Genomic DNA, 20993 nt, shown 5'->3' with positions numbered 1-20993 from the left:
CATTTTCAATTATAGTTTTAGAAATGGGGGAAAATCGTGCATCGATTATATAACAACCACCAGTGGTTGGCGAAAATGGTAGCAGCTGATCCTGGATATGTGCGATTGCAAAAAGCGGGAAGAGCGACTGCTAGTTTAATTCTTGCTGTATTCACTACCCTTCTAATCATGCGATTCACCGTTCACTCTGGAGGCATCACACCGGCTATTGTTTCCGGTATGCTTGGGTTGATGGGCATCATGATCGTAATGGATGATACAAAACAAGAGATGAGAGTAACCACGTTATGGCTAGGCGTTTCAGCTATGATGGGTATTACAATCGGTTCTCTTGTCGCTGGCAATACGTATTACATAGACGCAGTGTTAGTGTTAAGTGTGTTTAGCAGTTTTTATTTCTCAAGATTTGGTACACGTTATTTTTCCTTGTTCATGATCTTCTTTATGACGATTTATTTTTCCTCTGTTTTAAAGTTATCCAGTGACCAGTTGCCCTGGTTTTATGTTGGAATCTGGCTAGGTGTAGCTTATGCCTTTATTCTTAATTTCTTCTTGTTTCAAGATACAGCGAAGAATTTAAAAAGAAGCATCCATTCGTTTCACATACAAAGTAATCTGACTCTTAACCTCTTGATCGAAGCGATGCAAGATAAAGAATCAAGCCTTAAACGTAAGGAAGAATTAGAGAAGAATGTTTTGAAGTTAAGAGATTATGCTTTAATTGTATCCGGATATATCACCGAGAATGATGTTAAAAAAATATGGCCAGGCCTCTTGCCGAATCAACTTCGTCTATACGTGTTTGATACGGGAATGTTGATTGAAACATTAGTCGATTCAGTACGAGGGTTGAAGACGGCAGATGCTCTACAAGTTGAAGAGATCAAGCAATTGCTCATAGCTGTAACGGTTGCTGTTCGTGATGCTGAAGTACTCGCTCCACATGTGAAAGAACAAAATATTCTTCCGGCTGAAAAATCGGTTCAGCAACTTCGTATGTTAATCATGAAGCTTTTTGAACGAGAAGAACCTCCCCAAGGGTGGATCTATCTTATCCGCCGGATTGAATCGATCGCTAATCACGTAATAGAAGGTGCTGTAACGATACAGCAATCTCTTTATTCTCAGTCTGAGGATAAAAAAGAGGTAGAGATCGTTGATAAAGTTGGCGATAAAGATGAGAAATCTGAAGACAAAGCTCTAAAGCCCTCAACTAAAAAAGCGTATCAAGCACTTGTAGCAGGTATTCTATCTATTATTGTTGGTCTGATCATCTCACCTGCACAGCCTTATTGGGTTTTGCTTACCGCCTTTGTCGTCCTACTTGGAACGGAGTCCATCGGACGGATTTATACGAAAGGATATCAACGTTCTTTAGGCACGATCATTGGAGCTGTTATCGGTTTTGTCCTTGCTAAATTTCTTTCCGGACACACCGTTTTGGAAGTAATCTTTCTTTTTGTTGTTGTTTTTTTTGCGTTTTATTTAATGACCGTTTCCTACACGTTAATGAGTGTGTTCATTACTATGCTTATTGCTTTTATGTACGACCTTCTATTAGGTGGAATTACTTTTTCACTCATTGGAGCTAGAGTACTGGATACAATCGCAGGGGCATCGATTGCTTTAGCTGTTTCTTATCTGATCTTTCCTAAGAAAACAAAAGTGAAGGTAGCTGAATCTATTAACGAATTCTTAGAAGAACTGGCTCCTTTTGTCGCCGAATATGTTAGAGGATTTAGAGAGGATGTAAATGTTAAGGATTTATCAGAAAGTGCGTTTAAGCTGGATACGAAACTTCAGACGATCAGGGATGAAGCGCAATCCTTTCTCCAACGCCCAGGATCACCAATCTATGCTGATATGGTCAGTTGGATGACCAGGTTGGCTGCCATCAACTATTATGCAAAACATTTGGTTGCTTCTGCTTACAGAAAAGGTTTTGATTACCCAGAAGAATTACTAGAGGGATTTATTCAGATCGAGACGAAACTAAAGAACAACATAGATTCTTTATCTGCCCTTCTTACTGAGGTTGAAGGGGAGTATGTTTTACAATCATTAGAAGAAGAACGGGAGAAATTTGAACGCCTTGCTCCTAACCGAAAGCAATCTCAGCGTGATCTTATACATCACCTTTATTATGTATGGCGCATCAATCAATCCATAGTTGAGTTAGGGAAAGAGTTAGGAGGAATAATGGAGAACCACAATATTAATAAGTAATGGTTGTAAGATGGAGATAAAACAGACAATAAGACTGTGTTGATTAATCGTAATATGTATGAGTCAGGCAAGATGCAGTTAAGCTATAGAACGGTGTATAACGGAGCAGCAACTTTTAGATTAGAGTTGCTGCTCTTCATGATTTATGGGGTAAGTTGGAAGGATTTACATAAAACATAAAGAAGTTAGTTTGAGTATAAATAGGAGGTAGCTTTTTAATGAACTCATGGAAATCAATAGATATTAAAAAAGCATCTCAAGAAGTTTTGCAAACCTCAAAAGAAAGGTAAGGTCCGTAATGTATTTTTCGATGATAGCTGCGATGGACGAAAATAGAGTGATAGGTAAGGACAATGATCTGCCTTGGAGGTTACCGAAAGATTGGCAGTATGTTCAAAAGATTACAATGGGAAAAACCATTATTTTAGGTAGAAAAAACTTTGAATCTATTGGAAAGGCTCTGCCTGGCCGAAAGAACATTGTACTTACGAGGAAAAGAGATTTCTTACCTCAAGATTGTATGGTTGTCCATTCTATTGACGAGGTATTGAAGGCGTGTGCTGGTGATGAAGAAATCATAATCTTTGGAGGAGAGGAAATCTATAGGCAGTTTATGCCGATGGTAACTAAAATGTATCTTACAAAAATACACCATGCTTTTGAAGGGGATACTTTCTTTCCAGAATTTAATGAAAGTGATTGGAAAGAGGTTTCTAGAGTCAAAGGAATTCTGGATAAAGATAATCCTTACATCTATTATTTTCATCAATACATAAGGATAGTATGAGAGATTAAATATCAGAAAAAACAAACTTGACGGAAATTTCTAACTATCTTATCATTAGTAAAAGTTTTCCATCATTTAAACGTGATGATAAGGAGTAGTAGGGAGTGTTTGTTGTTTAGAGAGCTGCAGATCGGGTGCAATGCAGTCAACTAATATCCTGAACTTGCCTTGGAGTGGACAGACTAAAATAAAGTCTGTACGGTTAACCACCGTAATCAGGTTCTGAGGTTTGCATGGCTTTTTGCGAACGAAGAAGAGTGGTACCACGTTAGGATAGCCTATCGTCTCTTTGTGAGATGATGGGCTTTTTTATTTTGTTAAGGGAGAGATGAAAAATGAGTGAGGATTGTTTTATTTGCGACAAACATAAAGGCACAATTAATACAGCTGGTGTGAAAATCTTTGAAGATGAACTTGTTTATGTGAGTCATATTGATAAAGGTGTACGCCCATCGTACCTAGGTCATATTATGATCGATCTGAAGCGACACGCACCAAGTCTTGGTGATCTGACAATTGAAGAAGCAAATGCATTTGGTCAAATCATGGCACGAGTGAGCAAAGCAGTTAAAGTAACAGAGAATGCAGAGCACATTTATGCGCTAGTATCAGGAAATTCTGTTGCTCACCTGCATATGCATATCGTTCCGCGTTATCCCAATACACCAGAGGAGTATTGGGGACCTAATGAAGTATATAGTTGGGCAGATGCTCCTTTTGGAGAGAATGAAGATATAGTAAAAGTATGCGAACGTGTGAGAAATTATTTGGGGGAGTGAATGAATATGAAGAGTACTAATATGACTTGGGTTGGAAGCAATAAAACATTCATAGATGAATTAGATATAACACGAGTACAAAACGTTACCGTTGGCAGGTTTGGAGGCAATTCTGGAGCAGGTTCAAATAAAAATGAAGATGGATGCTTAGTATGGGGAAACGAAGCAGAAAACTGGGAGTTTACAATGGTGCTTGATGGTCATAAGACAGCCAAAAGTGTTGAACTGGTCATAAATCACTTTGAAAAGAATGCGATTGAAATTAAGTCTGTTCTCTCTAAATCTGCAAGTGTAGCTCTTAAAAAGCTAGATCATCTTATACTCGATATCTTTCAAGAACCTGACTTTATGGAATCTTGCCGAAAAACAACGGGTGAAACAGCTTGTTTAATCGTTGTTCGAAAAGAAAAATATTTGTGGTGGTTTTCAGTGGGGGATTGTATTCTTCATCTTTTCCATCCTGAGCTGATTGCGCTAGGTGAAAGACAGCTTGTACAGCGAAGTTTTTACGAGTGGGTTGGTGAAGTGAATACATTTGAACTTCCGGTACCTTGTTATAGTACGGGGAAAAAAGAATTGAGAAAGGGAGTTAACCAAATTTTCATGACTACTGATGGACTAACTGAATGTCCAGGTGTACCTTATGAAGATGCTGTAGAGGTTCAAAGGGTATTGAGCGAAATCCGATTGGATGAAGCTGTTCGATTCCTATTAGAAGACATAAGAAGAAACCAAGTAAGAGATAGCACGACCATCATCTCGTGGTCTGTTGATATAGAGGAAACAGCTAGTTTGCCAAGTGATTTGTAAAGCCGCTTCCTCCTATTCACGTTTTTGTTTGGGATCTACTATTTAATATCACTATAATGTTGAAGAACGCGTGGTGGGATGTATTTTAGTGGAAGTGGGCGTAAGGAAACAATAATTGTGTGGGGCATGATTAAATCTTTTTGCGCTTGTTTGAGGCAGTTGTACATGTTCTTGCCTCCAACAGAGTTGGCAGAGTGTATGGTTATTCGGTTCGCAAATAACTTTTCATTAACCATCATTTGTACGAGCATGAGACCATTTCTTGTTCTGCTCAATAAATCATGATCTAATGATAGATGCTCAATGTCATGGTTCCTGAGAAGTTTCATACATTCATCTATCGTTTCTACGAAGACATAACCTTCAGGGGGACTACGATAATCATCCAAAAATACACTGATCTTTTCCATTTTCTTGCACTCCCTTCCATTAACGGAGGGTGACTAAGAAAAGTCGAAGGCCCTAAGTTATTTTAATATATCAATTATAACACATTATTCCAAAGTAAGTTTTTCAAGAGATTTTATGGTAACTACAACACCTTCAATGATCAGTTGGAAGAATGGTGAATATTTGCTCAAATTAAATATTAAATCATTAAATTCTTCAACAATTTCCTTTTTCCTCCACGATTAGCATGTTTTTATCAAAAATTAACAAATGAAACTTACTATTGTTTGATTTTGTTGAAAGATCTCAATCAGGGCTTTAACATTCCGTAGAAGTCCTTGTTTCTTTACGAACAAATATTCGTTAAAATAGAAGCGAGGTGGTAATCATGTTTCAAAAAAAATCAATACAGCAAGTGATGGACGTATTGCGAGAGCCAGAGCTAGCTAAACAAATCGTTCATTGGAAAACGATCGAGCCACGAGAAGCGGTTTCTGTGCCACTTCCTGACTCTTTGCATCCAACTATTCAATCTGCTCTTATTCAAAGAGGGATTTCTTCCTTATATATTCACCAGTTGTCTGCCTATGAAGCAGCTTTACGGGGTGAGAGCTTTGTTGCTGTTACACCTACCGCCTCTGGAAAAACGCTCTGCTATAACCTTCCTGTTTTGCAAGAAGTCGCTAATAATCCAGAGGCAAGAGCTCTGTATTTATTTCCAACAAAAGCATTGGCGCAAGATCAGAAGTCTGAGATGAACGAACTGATCGAAGAGATGGGATTAAATATTAAAAGCTATACGTATGATGGAGATACACCTGCAAATATACGACAAGTCGTAAGAAAAGCCGGAAACATTGTTATGACGAATCCAGATATGCTTCATGCTGCTGTTCTCCCACATCATACCAAATGGGTATCGCTGTTTGAAAACTTGAAATATGTGGTGGTGGATGAGCTTCATACATATCGAGGGGTGTTCGGCAGTCATGTAGCTAATGTGATACGTCGTTTAAAGAGAATTTGTAACTTTTATGGCAGTAATCCCATTTTCATCTGTACATCCGCAACTATTGCGAATCCAAAAGAGCTCGCTGAGCAGCTTACTGGAAACCCGATGACTCTGATCAATAACAACGGAGCACCGGCCGGTCGTAAGCATTTTCTCTTTTATAATCCACCTGTTGTGAATAAACCGCTTAACGTAAGGCGAAGCGCTACACTTGAAGCTAGAAATCTTGCGAAGCTATTTTTGGAAAACCATATTCAAACAATCGTTTTCGCACGCAGTCGCGTTCGTGTAGAAATATTGCTTACTTACTTGCAAGAACTTGTAAAAAAAGAGTTTAGTACAAAGTCCATTCAAGGTTATAGAGGGGGATATCTTCCTAAACAGCGACGCGCCATTGAAAAAGGACTTCGTAACGGAGAGATCATGGGAGTCGTTTCAACAAACGCATTAGAACTTGGAGTTGACATAGGTCAGCTTCACGCTTGTATTTTGACAGGTTATCCAGGATCGATCGCTAGTGCGTGGCAACAAGCTGGACGTGCGGGACGTCGTCAGGATGAAAGTGTCGTGATCATGGTTGCTTCTTCATCACCACTCGACCAATATGTGATACAGAATCCAGATTACTTTTTTGAACGATCACCAGAATCTGCGCGAATGAATCCTGATAATCTCATTATTTTAGTCGATCATCTAAAATGTGCATCGTATGAACTCCCGTTTCAAGAGGATGAAAAATTTGGTGATCAAGAGATACAGGATGTTTTAGAATTTTTAGTTGATGAGCAAGTGCTCCATAAAAGAGGAAAGCATTTCTATTGGATGAATGATTCTTTTCCTGCTCATAACATTTCGCTTCGCTCTGCATCACAGGAAAACGTTGTTATCATCGATCAAAGTAATGTGGCTGACGTAAAAGTGATTGGCGAGATGGATCGTTTTAGTTCGATGACACTTCTTCACGAAGAAGCGATCTACCTCCATCAAGGCACACAATATCAGGTTGAAAAGCTCGATTACGAAGAAAAGAAAGCGTTCGTTCGGGAAGTGGATGTTGATTACTTTACAGATGCAAACCTTGCCGTCTCGCTAAATGTGCTAGAAGTAGACAAAGAAACGACTGATGAGAAAAATGGAAAAGCCTATGGTGATGTTATGGTTGTTGCAAAGGCAACCATCTTTAAAAAGATAAAATTTGAGACACATGACAATATTGGCTCAGGTCCGATCCATCTTCCGGAAGAAGAGCTGCACACTTCTGCAACTTGGCTAACATTTGAAAATAAGGATTTAAGTGAAGAGAAACTTGAAGCGGGTCTTCTAGGGATTGCTCACGTATTACGACATGTCGCGCCATTATTCGTTATGTGTGATGCAAATGATCTTCACGTGGTACCACAAGTTAAAGCGGTTCATAATCAACAGCCTACAATTTTTATTTACGACCGATACCCAGGGGGAATAGGTCTAAGTGAAAAAGTGTATGGCTCTTGGGATGTTGTTCTTGACCAAGCGCTCTCTATGATACAACGTTGTCCTTGTGAAAGTGGCTGTCCGTCTTGTACAGGAACCTTGGAAGAAGGAAATAACAGTAAAAGCCTAGCTGTAAAGCTGATTTCTCAAATTAAAGGAGCAACAGAGCATGTCGATTCAAAATAAGCTAAATCGACTAACAAAACATATGGTAAATCCGGTTTCAATCCCACCAGTTCAGAGCAAGCAATCCCTTGAAAATTCATCAGGTAAAAGAATTAATCATGCGGATTATTGGGAGAAATTTGGTGCTTCAGCTTATTTTTTCGAAGATGATTATTGTATCATTCGAAAAGTAAAATATCCTCTTGACACAAAGTGGGGTAGTTATCGGTTTTCAGATGTTTTGGACGCTGTGTCTCAATGGCAAAATATTGATGCTAAACATCCTTTACAGGCAAAAGATTTGGATGCCACTGACCTATTGTTCTTTGATACAGAAACTACTGGTTTGAGTGGTGGCGCAGGGAACACTATTTTTATGCTAGGGATGAGCCAGATCAAAGGTAATCACGTTTTAGTACACCAATTCTTTCTGCCAGGGCCAGGATCTGAAGTAGCTCTTTATCATTACTTTTTAAATCATGTGAAGGAACTTCGCAATTTAGTAACGTATAATGGTAAATCCTTTGATTGGCCGCAGGTAAGAACGCGGCACACTTTAATTCGAGATTATGTGCCCTCTTTGCCAGAGTTTGGTCACTTTGATCTGCTTCACGGAGCGAGGAGGCTTTGGAAAGACACGTTACCTGCTGTTAAGCTCTCTGTCGTTGAAAAAGAGATGCTAGGTGTGAACAGAATTCATGATACACCTGGTTATCTTGCGCCTATGCTCTATTTTCAATATTGCAATGAGGGAGATCCATCGCTTCTAGAAGGTGTCTTTCAACATAATGAGTGGGATGTTCTTTCTCTTATCACGCTTTATACTCATATGTCTGGTATTGTGACAGGCAATTGTTATCGAACAGAAAGAGAAACATATGAGACAGCAAGATGGTTTGAAGCATTGAATCAAAAAGAACAAGCGATATCTCTTTACCAAGAAGTGCTACAAACCGGTGATTCACTTGTATCCCAATCCAAAAAATCATTAGCTGCTTTATATAAAAAATGTAATGGTTTAGAGGTTTCTGTTCGATACTGGTTAGAATTACTTGATGAGAATGATATAGATGAAGAACCCGCTATAGAGCTTTCTAAATATTATGAGCACATCAAAAAAGATTATGAAAAAGCTCTTCATTTTGCAGGACTGGCTTATTCAAGATGGAAGGGTAAAAAACGTTTAACGAAAAGGAAAGAAGAACAGGAAAAACAGGCTCTTACAAAAAGAATCGAACGATTAGAACAACGCATCATCCAATATTCGTAAAAATTCGTCAAATTTATGAATTCTTGCAAAATATCTCTTCTCAATCGTCATTGTTTTTTGTAGAATATAAGAGGACATGAAAATGTTCTTAATAAAATAAATTCCTCCTTTTTTTATTGCCCGGGTAAGCGCAAGAAACGCCATAAAAACTTATATTTCTACTAGGTTTTCGTCAAATTTCTATGACGTTCGATTGTTTTCGCGCAATAACCGAAATTAAGAATAGGGAAATATATATTTTAAGCTATGGAGAGATGGTAAGTGAAGCAGTGGATTGTTGTTCTATTTTTTGTAATCGTCGGGTTAACAGTAATGATTGGCAATCAAATCAGTCACACAACACAAAACTTTTAATGAAGCCCCGGCTATGATAGAGCCGGGTGCTTTTCATTAATAGGAGGTATTTTCTCATGCTTCAAACACTGCTTGTCAGTGGCTACAAAGCTCATGAACTGGGCATTATTAGTGATAAACATGAAGGGGTATACTACATAAAGAAAGCGCTCGGGCAAAAGTTGATCTCTCTTGTTGATGAAGGTTTAGAATGGGTAATCATCAGTGGGCAGCCTGGTGTTGAAATGTGGGCTGCAGAAGTGGTTTTTGATCTTCAAGCGGATTACCCCGATCTAAAACTTGCTGTTCTTACACCGTTCTTAGAGCAAGAAACTCGTTGGAAAGAAAATGTTCAGGAAAAATATCATGAAATATTAGCTGGCGCCGATTTTGTTGATTCGGTAAGTCGCAAGCCATACGAGTCACCAGGGCAGCTTCGAGCTAAGAATCAATTTCTTGTGCAAAAAAGCGATGCTGTCTTGCTTCTATACGACGAAGAAAAAGATGGTTCACCGAAGTATTATTTAGATGCAGCCAAACAAAAGCAGGAAATGGACAATTCGTACGAAATATTTTATATTACTCCTTATGACTTGGATGTTCTTGTACAAGAGGAACAATACAATCGTAATGAATAAAAAATCTAAAGTCGAAAAAAATTGACATTTAGGTCATGTAGTGAAAAAATAATTTTAGAATCTTTGTGTGAGGTGATTCACATGAGTGAACAGCGATTTCATTTAACGGCGAAAGAAATTTTGGAAAAAGACTTTAAACAAGGCTTTCGTGGCTATGATCAAGACGAAGTAGACAAATTCTTAGATCTTATTATTAAGGATTATGAAAATTTCCAAAAAGAGTATGATGCAGTTGTGCAAGAAAACAATCGACTGCGTAAGGAAGCTCAAAATTCTACTGATCATCAGCAAACACGCAGAATGTCTGCAGTAACTTCAAGCACGACGAACTCTGATATTCTTCAACGTTTGTCTAACTTGGAAAAACATGTTTTTGGCAGTAAATTGTACGATTGATTCCAGTTATTATCCATTTGTTTTTATCCATTCAGCATGCTATAATGAATCTTGCTTTTAAAAATTAAATCAATAGCGTTCGGGTAATCGCTGGATCTATTTTTTAGGTTTAGAGGAAAGTCCATGCTCGCACGGATCTGAGATGACCGTAATGATCGTGCCTGGCCAAAAAATAAGCCAGGGTAGCTTGGTTCGCTCTTCTGAGCATACTGGGCTAACGGCAGGGAACGCACCTAAGTCCTTTGGATATGGTGTTAATACCTTGAAAGTGCCACAGTGACGTAGTCCCAATGGAAACAGAGGGAGTGGAACGCGGTAAACCCCACGAGCGAGAAACCCAAATTATGGTAGGGGAGTTTCCCATTTCGGAAGTGAACGATTGGGAGAACAAGAAGCTAAGGCTTTTTGTAGATAGATGATTACCACCGGTGTACGAGGCTACCAGCCGTTTGTAGTACTAAGGAACAGAACATGGCTTACAGAACGTTATTGGTACCTAAATTAAAGCTGAATGAGGGCCCCGTTTACCGGGGCTTTTTCTATTTACATAAAAAAGTGTCCTGAAATAAGGGTATACTTATAATTATAAGAATCGATGAAATTAAGGAGTTCATATTATGACACAATTAAGACTGTTGGCAACAGCAGCAATGGGATTAGAGGCTCTTGTTGCCAATGAGGTTCGCGCGCTAGGATTTGAAAATGTGAAAGTTGAAAACGGGAAAGTTTATTTCGATGGTGATGAGAAAACATTAGTAAAAGCTAACTTGTGGCTAAGAACAGCAGATCGAGTAAAATTAGTGGTTGGTGAGTTTAAAGCAGAGACGTTTGATGAACTTTTTGAGCAAACGAAGGCACTTCCTTGGGCTGATTTTATTCCTGAGGATGGAGAGTTTCCTGTAATCGGTCGATCTGTAAAATCAAAGTTATTTTCTGTATCTGACTGCCAAGCAATCGTGAAAAAAGCAGTAGTTGATAACTTAAAAACTGCTTATAACCGTAAAACGTGGTTCCCTGAAGATGGAGCATTGTATCGAATCGAAGTGGCGATTCATAAAGATATTGCTACATTAACCCTTGATACGAGTGGTACAGGTCTACACAAGCGTGGTTACCGTGAGTTGCATTCAGGAGCGCCTATTAAAGAAACGATGGCTGCAGCTTTAATCATGCTAACAAATTGGACACCAGACAAGCCTTTCGCAGATCCATTCTGTGGATCTGGAACATTGCCGATAGAAGCTGCGATGATTGGTCAAAATATTGCTCCAGGACTAAATCGTGAATTTGCTTCAGAAAAATGGAACTGGATCGATAAAAAGGTTTGGTATGAGGCAGTAGGAGAAGCTCAAGATGTTGCAAAATATGACCTGCCTCTTGAGATTCAAGGATCGGATATTGATCACAAAATGATTGAGCTATCTAAGAACAATGCAAACGAAGCTGGGTTCGAAGATTTTATCACCTTTAAACAGATGCAAGTCCGTGATTTCACGACTAGAAAAGATTACGGTTGCCTTGTGACGAACCCGCCATACGGAGAACGACTAGGTGAGAGGGAAGAAGTAGCACAAATGTATCGCGACCTAGGCATGGCGATGAAACCGTATGATACATGGAGTGTGTACGTGATTACTTCAAACGAAAAGTTTGAAGAATATTATGGCCGTTCAGCAACAAAAAAACGTAAGCTGTACAATGGAGATTTAAAGACGGACTATTATCAATACTTCGGAAAACGTCCGCTTAGACAGAAGCAGAGCTGATGAGTGCGTTTTGAATATGTGGCGTGGGAGCCAGTGAGTGTCGAAGCTTGTAGACTCGCGGATAAAAGCCCGAAATTTGTGGATTGAGAAGCAAAACTTGTGGATTGAGCTATAAAATTTGTGGATACAAGGAGAAAACTTTTGGATTCATCTCCCCATAACGATAAGGAAGGCTGACTTTTTGATTGAGTCAGCTTTTTTTATGTGAATCATACAACTAATAGAAACAAAAACCATAATAATTTCACGTACCGTACACATCTAAGATATTTCTATGCAAAAAACATAGGGAAATAGCAATTTTAACCCAAAATTTAATAAAACTACACATTCTCGTTGCTACATTAATTAATCAACAATTAAAAGCCCTCACCACCAATTACTGAAACAAAGTTTAAAGACCTAATAAACACGTACATACTATGCCTAACTATAAAATAAAGGCAGGTATTTATTATGTACTCTCAATTCAGCCATTTAGATAGCATTCGGAAGGCATATCAAAACATACATCCACACCTTGAGGATCATCATAAAGCTGAAATTCAAAATATCCTTCATCAATCGGTTGGTCACGTAAACAATATTGATCCGGCCTTTGCTACGTATGCAGAATTATTTAAAGAAGATTTTTAGAAAAAAATAAAATCGACCAGCAGGACTTTTTTATTGCGTCACGAATTCTTATAGCGGTATGTTTTTAATGAAACCGTGAAGGGATGGAAGAGTAAATGACACAAACAAAAGTAACTGTTGAAAAAGAATTCTTAGATTATGTGAAGAAAATGGTTCATATCAATGAAGCGATCGGCCTCATGTATTGGGATTTGCGTACAGGTGCACCAAAAAAAGGTGTTGAGCAACGTTCTGAAGTAATCGGAACATTATCTTCTGATGTATTTGCGATGTCTACTTCTGAGGAAATGAAGAGTTATATCGAAGAACTTTCTAAATCGGAAGTACAAGACTCACTATCTGATGTTACGAAGAAAACGCTTGAGGAAGTGAAAAAAGATTACGAGCGTAATGCTAAGATTCCTCCAGCAGAATTTAAAGAGTATGTTATTTTACAATCGAAAGCAGAAACTGTGTGGGAAGAAGCGAAGAACGCATCAGACTTCTCCTTATTCCAGCCATATTTAGAAAAGCTTGTTGATTTCAATAAGAAATTCATCGGCTATTGGGGCTATGAAGGAAATAAATATAACACTCTCTTAGATATGTATGAACCTGGTGTAACAGTTGAAATCTTAGATGAGACGTTTTCTAAACTTCGAGATCGAATCGTTCCTCTACTACAAAAAGTTACTGAAGCAGGACAGCCAGATACGAAGTTCTTATTTGAGCATTTTCCTAAAGAAAAGCAAAAAGAATTCAGTCTGCATGTTTTAAAAGATATGGGTTATGACTTTGATTCTGGTCGTTTAGATGAAACGGTTCATCCGTTCGCGATCGGATTGAACCCAGGTGACGTTCGTGTAACAACAAAGTATATGGAAAATGACTTCCGTACGGCTGTATTCGGAACCATCCACGAAGGTGGACATGCACTTTATGAGCAGAATATATCAGATGAACTTGTCGGCACACCACTTGCTACAGGTACATCTATGGGTATTCACGAGTCTCAGTCTCTTTTTTGGGAAAACTTCGTTGGTCGTCATTTTGGATTCTGGAAAAATCAATACAACATGTTAAAGACCGTTTCCGGTGCCCAGTTTAACGGAGTTGAACTTGAAGATTTCTACCGTTCAATTAACGTAGTAGAGCCTTCGCTCATTCGTATTGAAGCTGATGAGATGACATATCCATTGCATGTTATCGTTCGTTATGAAATCGAAAAAGGTTTGTTTAACGACGAAATCGAAGTAAAAGACCTTCCACGCATCTGGAATGAGAAAATGGAAGAATATATCGGTGTAACTCCGAAGAACGATGCGGAAGGTGTGCTTCAGGATGTTCACTGGTCAGGCGGAAGCTTTGGTTACTTCCCATCCTATGCCCTTGGCTATATTTATGCAGCACAGCTTAAAAATGCGATGCTAAAGGACATTCCAGATTTTGATGCTCTTATGGAGTCTGGTAACCTTCTGCCGATTAAAGAGTGGTTAACTACGAACGTTCATCAATATGGCAAGATGAAAAAACCGATTGAAATCTTAAAAGACGTAACAGGTGAGGGACTTAATCCAGATCATCTGATCGCTTATTTCGAAAAGAAGTACAGTGATATTTACCGCTTAAAGAACTAATCTCATCCAACCGGCGGACTCGAATATAGATATCGAGAATGCCGGTTTTTGACTCTATCAGAAAATGTAAATGTTTGTCACGTTGATTTATCTCTCGTTGCAATAAGTTTAATTTCTTAGTATAAGTTCAACTAAGGCTGTCTTAAATAGGTGTCTGCCAAGTTTTCTTTATGAAAATGTTTCATTTGTACATATTTTGTCTAAAACTATATAAAAAAGACACTAGGAGGAAATATCGATGGGAGCTGCAACGACACAAGATATCCAAAACCTGTTAAAATTAAGAAAGCGTATTGCTGTAGTTGGTCTATCTGATCAACCTTTTCGCACATCTTATATGGTTTCAGAATATATGCAGAATGCCGGTTACGAGATTATCCCTGTAAATCCTAATGTCAGAGAGGTTTTAGGGCAAAAGGCGTTTTCAACACTCGAGGAAATCGAGGGTCATGTTGATATTGTTAACGTGTTTAGGCGCAGTGAATATTTGCCTGAAGTTGCACGTTCTGCTGCGAAAATTAAAGCGGGTTTCTTTTGGGCACAATTAGGTCTTTATAGTGCTGAAGCAGAAGAGATTTTGCAAAGTGCGACGATTCCTTATATTATGGATAAGTGCATTAAAGTGGAACATGCTATGATACGGTAGTAATGAACCACCCGCAATCAAACGGGTGGTTTTCCCATGTTTATCATGTAACGTCACTTTTAAATTAGAAAATATTCTTTTCGACACTAAAGGTTTTCAGTTGATATACCGAGAAATAAGAGGAGAATATACAGACAACAGTAGTATAGAAACAAACGTTCTGCTATTATAGTAGTACTGCAGAACGTGAAAGGAGCAACACAACTTGGCTAGTAATAAGTCATTAATGGAGTATAACGATGATGCCATACAGGTGCTCGAAGGTTTAGAAGCCGTTCGAAAACGTCCAGGTATGTATATTGGTAGTACGGATGCTAGAGGATTGCATCACCTTGTATATGAGATTGTAGATAACGCCGTTGACGAAGCTTTAGGCGGATTCGGTGATTACATACATGTGAAAATTCACAAAGATAATAGTGTGTCGGTATCTGATGATGGTCGAGGAATGCCAACAGGTATGCACAAACTTGGAAAACCAACACCTGAAATCATATTTACTGTTCTTCACGCTGGTGGAAAGTTTGGTCAAGGGGGGTACAAAACATCTGGAGGATTGCATGGTGTAGGTGCTTCTGTTGTAAACGCACTTTCTGAGTGGTTGGAGGTAACGATTCATCGTGACGGTCAGACTTATCGTCAGCGTTTTGAAAATGGTGGAAAGCCTGTAACTACACTTGAAGTGATCGGGAATACACGTAAGTCTGGAACGACCGTACATTTTAAGCCAGACCCAACCATGTTTTCTACGATCAACTATAACTATGAAACATTAAGTGAACGTTTACGTGAAGCTGCTTTCTTGTTAAAAGGAATAAAGATTGTACTTGAAGATGCTCGTAACGGTGAAAAAGACGAATTTCAGTTTGATACAGGGCTTGAGGCATTCGTTAAATATTTGAACGAAGACAAAGATTCCCTGCACACTGTTGTGAGTTTTGAAGGCATACAAAACGAGATTGAAGTGGATTTTGCATTTCAATATAACGATGGTTATGCAGAAAACGTATTATCGTTCGTAAATAATGTTCGAACAAAAGACGGCGGAACGCACGAATCTGGTGCGAAAACGGCGATCACTCGAAGCATTAACGAGTATGCTCGAAAAACAAACATGTTAAAAGAAAAAGATAAAAACTTAGATGGATCTGATATCCGTGAAGGTTTAACAGCTGTTGTTTCCGTACGTATTCCCGAAGAATTTTTGCAATTTGAAGGGCAAACGAAGAGTAAACTAGGAACAAGTGAAGCACGTTCTGCTGTGGATGCGGTCGTAGCGGTTAAGCTAGCGTATTTCCTCGAGGAAAATCCTGCAATTAGTGAAATGCTCATCCGTAAAAGTATTAAAGCCGCACAAGCACGTGAAGCAGCACGTAAAGCACGTGAGGATGCTCGAAACGGTAAAAAGAACAAACGTAAGGATTCCATGTTAAGTGGAAAATTAACTCCAGCTACATCTAAAAACCCTGAACGTAACGAACTATATCTTGTTGAGGGTGATTCTGCAGGAGGTTCTGCTAAGCAAGGACGAGACCGTAAATTTCAGGCTATTCTTCCGCTTCGTGGAAAAGTAATCAACACGGAAAAAGCAAAGCTTGCTGATATCTTTAAGAACGAAGAAATCAACACAATCATCCATGCGATTGGAGCTGGAGTGGGCTCTGATTTTACTTTAAAAGATGTGAACTACGATAAGATCGTAATCATGACTGATGCGGATACAGATGGAGCGCATATCCAAGTTCTATTACTAACGTTCTTCTATCGCTACATGAAGCCGCTAATTGAAGAAGGAAAAGTGTTTATCGCACTTCCTCCTCTTTATAAAGTTAGTAAAGGGGCAGGTAAGAAAGAAGTCATCGAGTATGCTTGGGATGAGGACGAGCTTAGAGAAGCACAGAAAAAAGTCGGAAAAGGCTACATTATACAGCGTTATAAAGGACTAGGTGAGATGAACGCTGACCAGTTGTGGGAAACAACGATGGATCCCGACACACGTACGTTGATCCGAGTAAGAATTGATGACGCTGCCCGTGCTGAAAAACGTGTCTCTGTCCTAATGGGAGATAAAGTAGAACCACGACGAAAGTGGATTGAAGAACACGTTGCATTTGGCATAAACGAAGAAACTAACATACTAGATAACGAGAACTTGTCAGCATTCTGAGGAGGTTTAAAGATTGTCACTGCTTGAGAAATTTAGAGAGCTGCCGTTAGAAGACGTAATCGGCGACCGCTTCGGAAGATACAGTAAATACATCATTCAGGAGCGTGCATTACCTGATGCAAGAGACGGCCTGAAGCCCGTTCAGCGCCGTATTTTATATGCAATGTTCGCAGAAGGAAACACGAACGAAAAACCATACAGAAAATCAGCAAAAACGGTCGGTAACGTAATCGGTAACTATCACCCACATGGTGATTCTTCCGTTTATGAAGCAATGGTCCGTATGAGTCAGGACTGGAAAGTAAGAAATGTCCTGATTCAGATGCACGGTAACAACGGTAGTATTGATGGAGACCCTGCAGCTGCCATGCGTTATACAGAAGCTAGGCTATCTGCAATTGCTTCTGAACTGCTCCGTGATATTGATAAAGAGACAGTAGAATTCGCACCAAACTTTGATGATACAACTGAAGAGCCGGTCGTATTGCCAAGCCGTTATCCGAATCTATTAGTCAATGGATCAACAGGTATCTCTGCAGGTTATGCGACAGATATTCCACCACATCACCTTGGTGAAGTAATCGATGCGGTTACAATGCAGATCGATAACCCAGACGTTTCTCTTGAAGAATTAATGACTGTGATTAAAGGACCAGATTTCCCAACTGGCGGAATCGTTCAAGGTCTAGATGGCATTAAAAAGGCGTTTGAAACAGGAAAAGGCCGCTTTATCATTCGCGCAAAAACGGAGATCGAGAGCTTAAAAGGCGGACGTCAGCAAATCGTCATCACTGAAGTTCCTTTTGAAGTCAACAAAGCGAACCTTGTTAAGCGCATGGATGAGTTGCGTTTAGATAAAAAAGTAGATGGTATTGCGGAAATCCGAGATGAGACTGATCGCACGGGTCTACGAATCGTGATCGAGCTTCGTAAGGACGGTAATGCAGAGGGAATTCTAAACTATTTCTTCAAAAATACCGATCTTCAAGTCTCTTATAACTACAACATGGTAGCGATTCACAACAAGACACCTAAACTAATGGGTTTGAAGGCTATTCTTCATTCTTACATTCAGCATCAAAAGGAAGTTGTCACTCGCCGAACACGATATGATCTAAGAAAAGCAGAAGAACGTTCACACATCGTTGAAGGCTTGATTAAAGCTATTTCAATTTTAGATGAAGTAATCGAAACGATCCGTGCTTCTAAAGATAAGCGAAATGCAAAAGATAACATCATTGAAAAGTTTCAGTTTACAGAACCACAAGCTGAAGCGATTGTTACGTTACAGCTTTATCGTTTAACGAATACGGATATTACGACGCTTCAATCTGAAGCTGAGGAATTAGCGAAAAAAATTACGTATCTACGTTCCTTATTAGACAGCGAGAAGAAGCTGTTTAACGTTATTAAAAAAGAGATGGCTGAGGTTCAGAAGAAATACGCTGATCCACGCCGTACAATCATTGAAGCGGAAATTGAAGAAATCAAGATTGACATGGAAGTAATGATTCCGTCTGAAGATGTTATGGTGACTGTTACTGAAGACGGATACGTTAAACGTTCTAGTGTTCGTTCATACAGTGCTTCAAATGGAGAACCGCCAGGCATGAAGGATACCGATTCACTTCTAATGGCGTCTCAGCTTAACACAACAGAAACGCTTCTCATGTTTACGAACAAAGGTAACTACGTTTACCTGCCTGTGTACGAGATGCCTGAAATTCGCTGGAAAGACATGGGGCAGCACTTAGCGAGTCTAGTTGGTCTAGATAAAGATGAAAAACTGATCAAAGCATATCCGATTAAAGAGTTTGCAGAAAATCAATACCTCATCTTCTTTACTAAGCAAGGTATGGCGAAGAAAACAGAACTCAAATCTTACAAAGCAACACGTTATAATCGTCCACTGATGGCAGTTAAGCTAAAAGCAGATGATGAAGTCGTAGATGTATCGTTAACAAACGGAAAACAAGATGTTTTCATTACGACTCATTTTGGACTAGGATTATGGTTTGCTGAAGAAGAAATCTCGATCGTAGGACAAAGAGCGTCAGGTGTTAAAGGAATTAACTTGAAAGCTGGTGACCATGTAGTTAGCGGATTTGCGCTTCCCGAAGATCCAGAAAAAGCACAAGTTGTTATCGCTACACAACGTGGTGCACTTAAAAAGATGAAGATTTCAGAGTTTGAGAAAACAACACGTGCTAAACGAGGGCTTGTCATGGTGAGGGAGTTGAAATCAAACCCTCATCGAATTGTTGGTATGAAGTTAATTACAGAAGATGATATACAGTTTATTTTAGAAACAAGTTCAGGAAAAGTTGAGACAATTTCTCCATCGAATTACAAACCAGCTGATCGATATAACAATGGTTCGTTTGTTGTGGATACAGGGGAAACGGGATCTATAACTCGAATAAAAGCATTGGTTTCAACCGAACAATCAAAAGAGTAGCTCTTGCTGCTCTTTTCTTTTTTTAAAAAGTTGTTTTCTTAAACTTTGTTGCATTTGGAAGTGTTGATTTCCGTTCCAGGCTGCTCGCTTTCCACGGGGCAGGCGGTGAGCCACATTCGTACGTTTCACTTTTAAGTGTCTCACCTGCCCGCCTGTCCCGTAGGAGTCTCGCATCTTCCACTCCGATCAACTTATCGATGAAGAAAATAAAAATATCAAGATCAACAACCATTTAGAATAAGAGCCTGTTTTTACTTAAGAAAGAAAAAACAAGAGGAAAAGTACACAACTAGAGAAATGAGAGATACATAACATGAAGAGCAACACACATTTACTTGGAGGAGTTGTAGCAGGGGCTGTTTACAAGGCTTTTACAGATTTGCCTCCAGAAACTCTGCAGCATGAACTGACTTTTTTTGGTGCGGCTGTTCTTGGCAGCTTGCTTCCAGATCTTTGTCATCCAGGATCCTATTTAGGAAAGAAAACGGTATTTTTATCTAAAACAATTTCTAAGACTTTCGGGCATCGTACGATTACGCATAGCTGGTTTATGATTTTAGTATTATTCTTGTTGCCACAATGGATAGATTGGCGTTATGAACAAAGTTTAAGCACCGGATTGGTGGTAGGGGTACTTTCACATCTTATTTTGGATGCTGCTACATCCAGAGGTGTTCAGCTTCTTTATCCGCTACCCATTCGTTTTCGTTTTCCTGTTTACACGAAAACAGGTTCAAAAACAGAAACAAATATAGCTTCGTTACTCGGTTTAATAGCAGCTGTATTGATGATTCACCTTTATATCGTATCCTTATTTTAAAACATGAACTTAAAAAAGGGTTTAATTTACTTCCTCAATGGTAATACAACAACTGTATACAAAAAATGAGGAGTGGTTAATTAATGGCAAAAATTGCAACAGTACTCGCAAACATGTTTGAAGATGTAGAATATACGGAACCCGCAAAAGCGTTTCGGGAGGCTGGCCATGAGGTAACCGTTATCGGCTCAGAAAAAGGTGCAACACTTGAAGGGAAACAAAAGGAAGCTCAAGTCACAACAAATGCCGCCATTTCAGAAGTGTCACCTGGGGATTATGACGCTCTTTTCATTCCGGGTGGATTCTCGCCTGACATTTTAAGAGGTGATGACAAATTCGTACAGTTTACGAAACATTTTGCTGATGAAGGAAAACCTGTATTTGCAATCTGCCATGGTCCGCAGCTCTTGATTTCTGCAGAGGTGTTAAACGGAAGAAACATTACAGGATATAAGTCCATTCATGTGGATCTTAAGAACGCTGGAGCAACGGTTAAGGATGAAGAGGTAGTCGTTTGTGGAGGTAATCTTGTAACGAGTCGCCAACCAGATGATATTCCCGCCTTTATTCGAGAGTCATTAAATGCACTGCAACAATGAGTTGAT

General features: G+C 39.2%; 17 protein-coding genes, 1 other RNA gene and 1 other annotated feature. Of the genes, 17 read left to right on the top strand and 1 reads right to left on the bottom strand.

What is annotated here, in order from left to right:
* The first annotated feature begins 36 nt into the window (after window positions 1–36).
* The 4 genes from P4V41_RS13280 to P4V41_RS13265 all read left to right on the top strand — a co-directional run bounded on the left by P4V41_RS13280 (window position 37) and on the right by P4V41_RS13265 (window position 4602).
* Window positions 37–2226 (top strand): FUSC family protein, encoded by a 2190-nt coding sequence (locus tag P4V41_RS13280; RefSeq protein ID WP_328085510.1) that lies wholly within the window; start codon window positions 37–39, stop codon window positions 2224–2226.
* Between the two features lie 298 nt (window positions 2227–2524).
* Window positions 2525–3013, top strand: a complete 489-nt coding sequence (locus tag P4V41_RS13275) for a dihydrofolate reductase (protein ID WP_328085508.1) — start codon at window positions 2525–2527, stop codon at window positions 3011–3013.
* Window positions 3014–3088: 75 nt separating this feature from the next.
* Window positions 3089–3305: a binding site (T-box leader), on the top strand.
* Between the two features lie 43 nt (window positions 3306–3348).
* On the top strand, window positions 3349–3792 hold the full coding sequence (locus P4V41_RS13270) for an HIT family protein (protein ID WP_328085507.1): 444 nt from the start codon (window positions 3349–3351) through the stop codon (window positions 3790–3792).
* A gap of 6 nt (window positions 3793–3798) precedes the next feature.
* Window positions 3799–4602, top strand: a complete 804-nt coding sequence (locus tag P4V41_RS13265; RefSeq protein ID WP_328085506.1) for a protein phosphatase 2C domain-containing protein — start codon at window positions 3799–3801, stop codon at window positions 4600–4602.
* A 38-nt stretch (window positions 4603–4640) separates the two neighbouring features.
* Here P4V41_RS13265 and P4V41_RS13260 read toward each other — a convergent pair whose 3' ends face one another.
* Window positions 4641–5012 (bottom strand): cyclic-phosphate processing receiver domain-containing protein, encoded by a 372-nt coding sequence (locus tag P4V41_RS13260; protein ID WP_328085504.1) that lies wholly within the window; start codon window positions 5010–5012, stop codon window positions 4641–4643.
* 368 nt (window positions 5013–5380) lie between these two features.
* Here P4V41_RS13260 and P4V41_RS13255 point away from each other — a divergent pair, with 368 nt between their 5' ends.
* The 13 genes from P4V41_RS13255 to P4V41_RS13195 all read left to right on the top strand — a co-directional run bounded on the left by P4V41_RS13255 (window position 5381) and on the right by P4V41_RS13195 (window position 20987).
* Window positions 5381–7663, top strand: coding sequence for a DEAD/DEAH box helicase (locus P4V41_RS13255; RefSeq protein WP_328085502.1), 2283 nt, complete (start codon window positions 5381–5383; stop codon window positions 7661–7663).
* A complete protein-coding gene (locus tag P4V41_RS13250; RefSeq protein WP_328085501.1) occupies window positions 7647–8912 on the top strand; it encodes a ribonuclease H-like domain-containing protein in 1266 nt (421 codons plus the stop codon). The genes P4V41_RS13255 and P4V41_RS13250 overlap by 17 nt, the downstream gene beginning before the upstream one ends.
* 410 nt (window positions 8913–9322) lie before the next feature.
* The gene (locus P4V41_RS13245; protein WP_328085500.1) at window positions 9323–9883 is read left to right on the top strand and encodes a DUF1273 domain-containing protein; all 561 of its coding nucleotides are present in this window, start codon (window positions 9323–9325) and stop codon (window positions 9881–9883) included.
* Between the two features lie 81 nt (window positions 9884–9964).
* A complete protein-coding gene (gpsB, locus tag P4V41_RS13240; protein WP_137789389.1) occupies window positions 9965–10279 on the top strand; it encodes a cell division regulator GpsB in 315 nt (104 codons plus the stop codon).
* 75 nt (window positions 10280–10354) lie between these two features.
* An RNA gene (gene rnpB, locus P4V41_RS13235) (RNase P RNA component class B) lies at window positions 10355–10763 on the top strand.
* A 133-nt stretch (window positions 10764–10896) separates the two neighbouring features.
* The gene (locus tag P4V41_RS13230; protein ID WP_328085499.1) at window positions 10897–12045 is read left to right on the top strand and encodes a class I SAM-dependent RNA methyltransferase; all 1149 of its coding nucleotides are present in this window, start codon (window positions 10897–10899) and stop codon (window positions 12043–12045) included.
* Between the two features lie 456 nt (window positions 12046–12501).
* The gene (locus P4V41_RS13225) at window positions 12502–12681 is read left to right on the top strand and encodes a hypothetical protein (RefSeq protein ID WP_328085498.1); all 180 of its coding nucleotides are present in this window, start codon (window positions 12502–12504) and stop codon (window positions 12679–12681) included.
* A 95-nt stretch (window positions 12682–12776) separates the two neighbouring features.
* Window positions 12777–14297, top strand: a complete 1521-nt coding sequence (locus P4V41_RS13220) for a carboxypeptidase M32 (RefSeq protein WP_328085497.1) — start codon at window positions 12777–12779, stop codon at window positions 14295–14297.
* 232 nt (window positions 14298–14529) lie between these two features.
* Window positions 14530–14943, top strand: coding sequence for a CoA-binding protein (locus P4V41_RS13215; protein ID WP_419181315.1), 414 nt, complete (start codon window positions 14530–14532; stop codon window positions 14941–14943).
* A gap of 226 nt (window positions 14944–15169) precedes the next feature.
* Entirely contained in the window at window positions 15170–17110 is a 1941-nt protein-coding gene (parE, locus tag P4V41_RS13210; RefSeq protein ID WP_419181314.1) for a DNA topoisomerase IV subunit B, read from the top strand.
* A 13-nt stretch (window positions 17111–17123) separates the two neighbouring features.
* Window positions 17124–19568: a DNA topoisomerase IV subunit A gene (parC, locus tag P4V41_RS13205; protein WP_328085494.1), complete on the top strand. Its 2445-nt coding sequence runs from the start codon at window positions 17124–17126 to the stop codon at window positions 19566–19568.
* A 313-nt stretch (window positions 19569–19881) separates the two neighbouring features.
* On the top strand, window positions 19882–20388 hold the full coding sequence (locus P4V41_RS13200; protein WP_328085493.1) for a metal-dependent hydrolase: 507 nt from the start codon (window positions 19882–19884) through the stop codon (window positions 20386–20388).
* An 83-nt stretch (window positions 20389–20471) separates the two neighbouring features.
* On the top strand, window positions 20472–20987 hold the full coding sequence (locus tag P4V41_RS13195) for a type 1 glutamine amidotransferase domain-containing protein (protein WP_328085492.1): 516 nt from the start codon (window positions 20472–20474) through the stop codon (window positions 20985–20987).
* Window positions 20988–20993 lie beyond the last annotated feature (6 nt).

Origin of the sequence: Fictibacillus nanhaiensis (assembly GCF_036213205.1) — a bacterium.
Classification (GTDB): Bacteria; Bacillota; Bacilli; order Bacillales; family Fictibacillaceae; genus Fictibacillus; species Fictibacillus nanhaiensis_E.
Note: the sequence above shows the minus strand (reverse complement) of the source record. Positions and strands in the feature narration are given on the sequence as shown.

What these genes read in the sequence shown, in the direction of transcription:
- P4V41_RS13270 (WP_328085507.1), top strand. Translation starts at nt 3,349, where the DNA reads ATGAGTGAGGATTGTTTTATTTGCGACAAACATAAAGGCACAATTAAT.
- P4V41_RS13200 (WP_328085493.1), top strand. Translation starts at nt 19,882, where the DNA reads ATGAAGAGCAACACACATTTACTTGGAGGAGTTGTAGCAGGGGCTGTT.
- gpsB (WP_137789389.1), top strand. Translation starts at nt 9,965, where the DNA reads ATGAGTGAACAGCGATTTCATTTAACGGCGAAAGAAATTTTGGAAAAA.
- P4V41_RS13250 (WP_328085501.1), top strand. Translation starts at nt 7,647, where the DNA reads ATGTCGATTCAAAATAAGCTAAATCGACTAACAAAACATATGGTAAAT.
- P4V41_RS13265 (WP_328085506.1), top strand. Translation starts at nt 3,799, where the DNA reads ATGAAGAGTACTAATATGACTTGGGTTGGAAGCAATAAAACATTCATA.
- P4V41_RS13260 (WP_328085504.1), bottom strand. Translation starts at nt 5,012, where the DNA reads ATGGAAAAGATCAGTGTATTTTTGGATGATTATCGTAGTCCCCCTGAA.
- P4V41_RS13220 (WP_328085497.1), top strand. Translation starts at nt 12,777, where the DNA reads ATGACACAAACAAAAGTAACTGTTGAAAAAGAATTCTTAGATTATGTG.
- P4V41_RS13195 (WP_328085492.1), top strand. Translation starts at nt 20,472, where the DNA reads ATGGCAAAAATTGCAACAGTACTCGCAAACATGTTTGAAGATGTAGAA.
- P4V41_RS13255 (WP_328085502.1), top strand. Translation starts at nt 5,381, where the DNA reads ATGTTTCAAAAAAAATCAATACAGCAAGTGATGGACGTATTGCGAGAG.
- P4V41_RS13230 (WP_328085499.1), top strand. Translation starts at nt 10,897, where the DNA reads ATGACACAATTAAGACTGTTGGCAACAGCAGCAATGGGATTAGAGGCT.
- P4V41_RS13225 (WP_328085498.1), top strand. Translation starts at nt 12,502, where the DNA reads ATGTACTCTCAATTCAGCCATTTAGATAGCATTCGGAAGGCATATCAA.
- parE (WP_419181314.1), top strand. Translation starts at nt 15,170, where the DNA reads ATGGAGTATAACGATGATGCCATACAGGTGCTCGAAGGTTTAGAAGCC.
- P4V41_RS13245 (WP_328085500.1), top strand. Translation starts at nt 9,323, where the DNA reads ATGCTTCAAACACTGCTTGTCAGTGGCTACAAAGCTCATGAACTGGGC.
- P4V41_RS13275 (WP_328085508.1), top strand. Translation starts at nt 2,525, where the DNA reads ATGTATTTTTCGATGATAGCTGCGATGGACGAAAATAGAGTGATAGGT.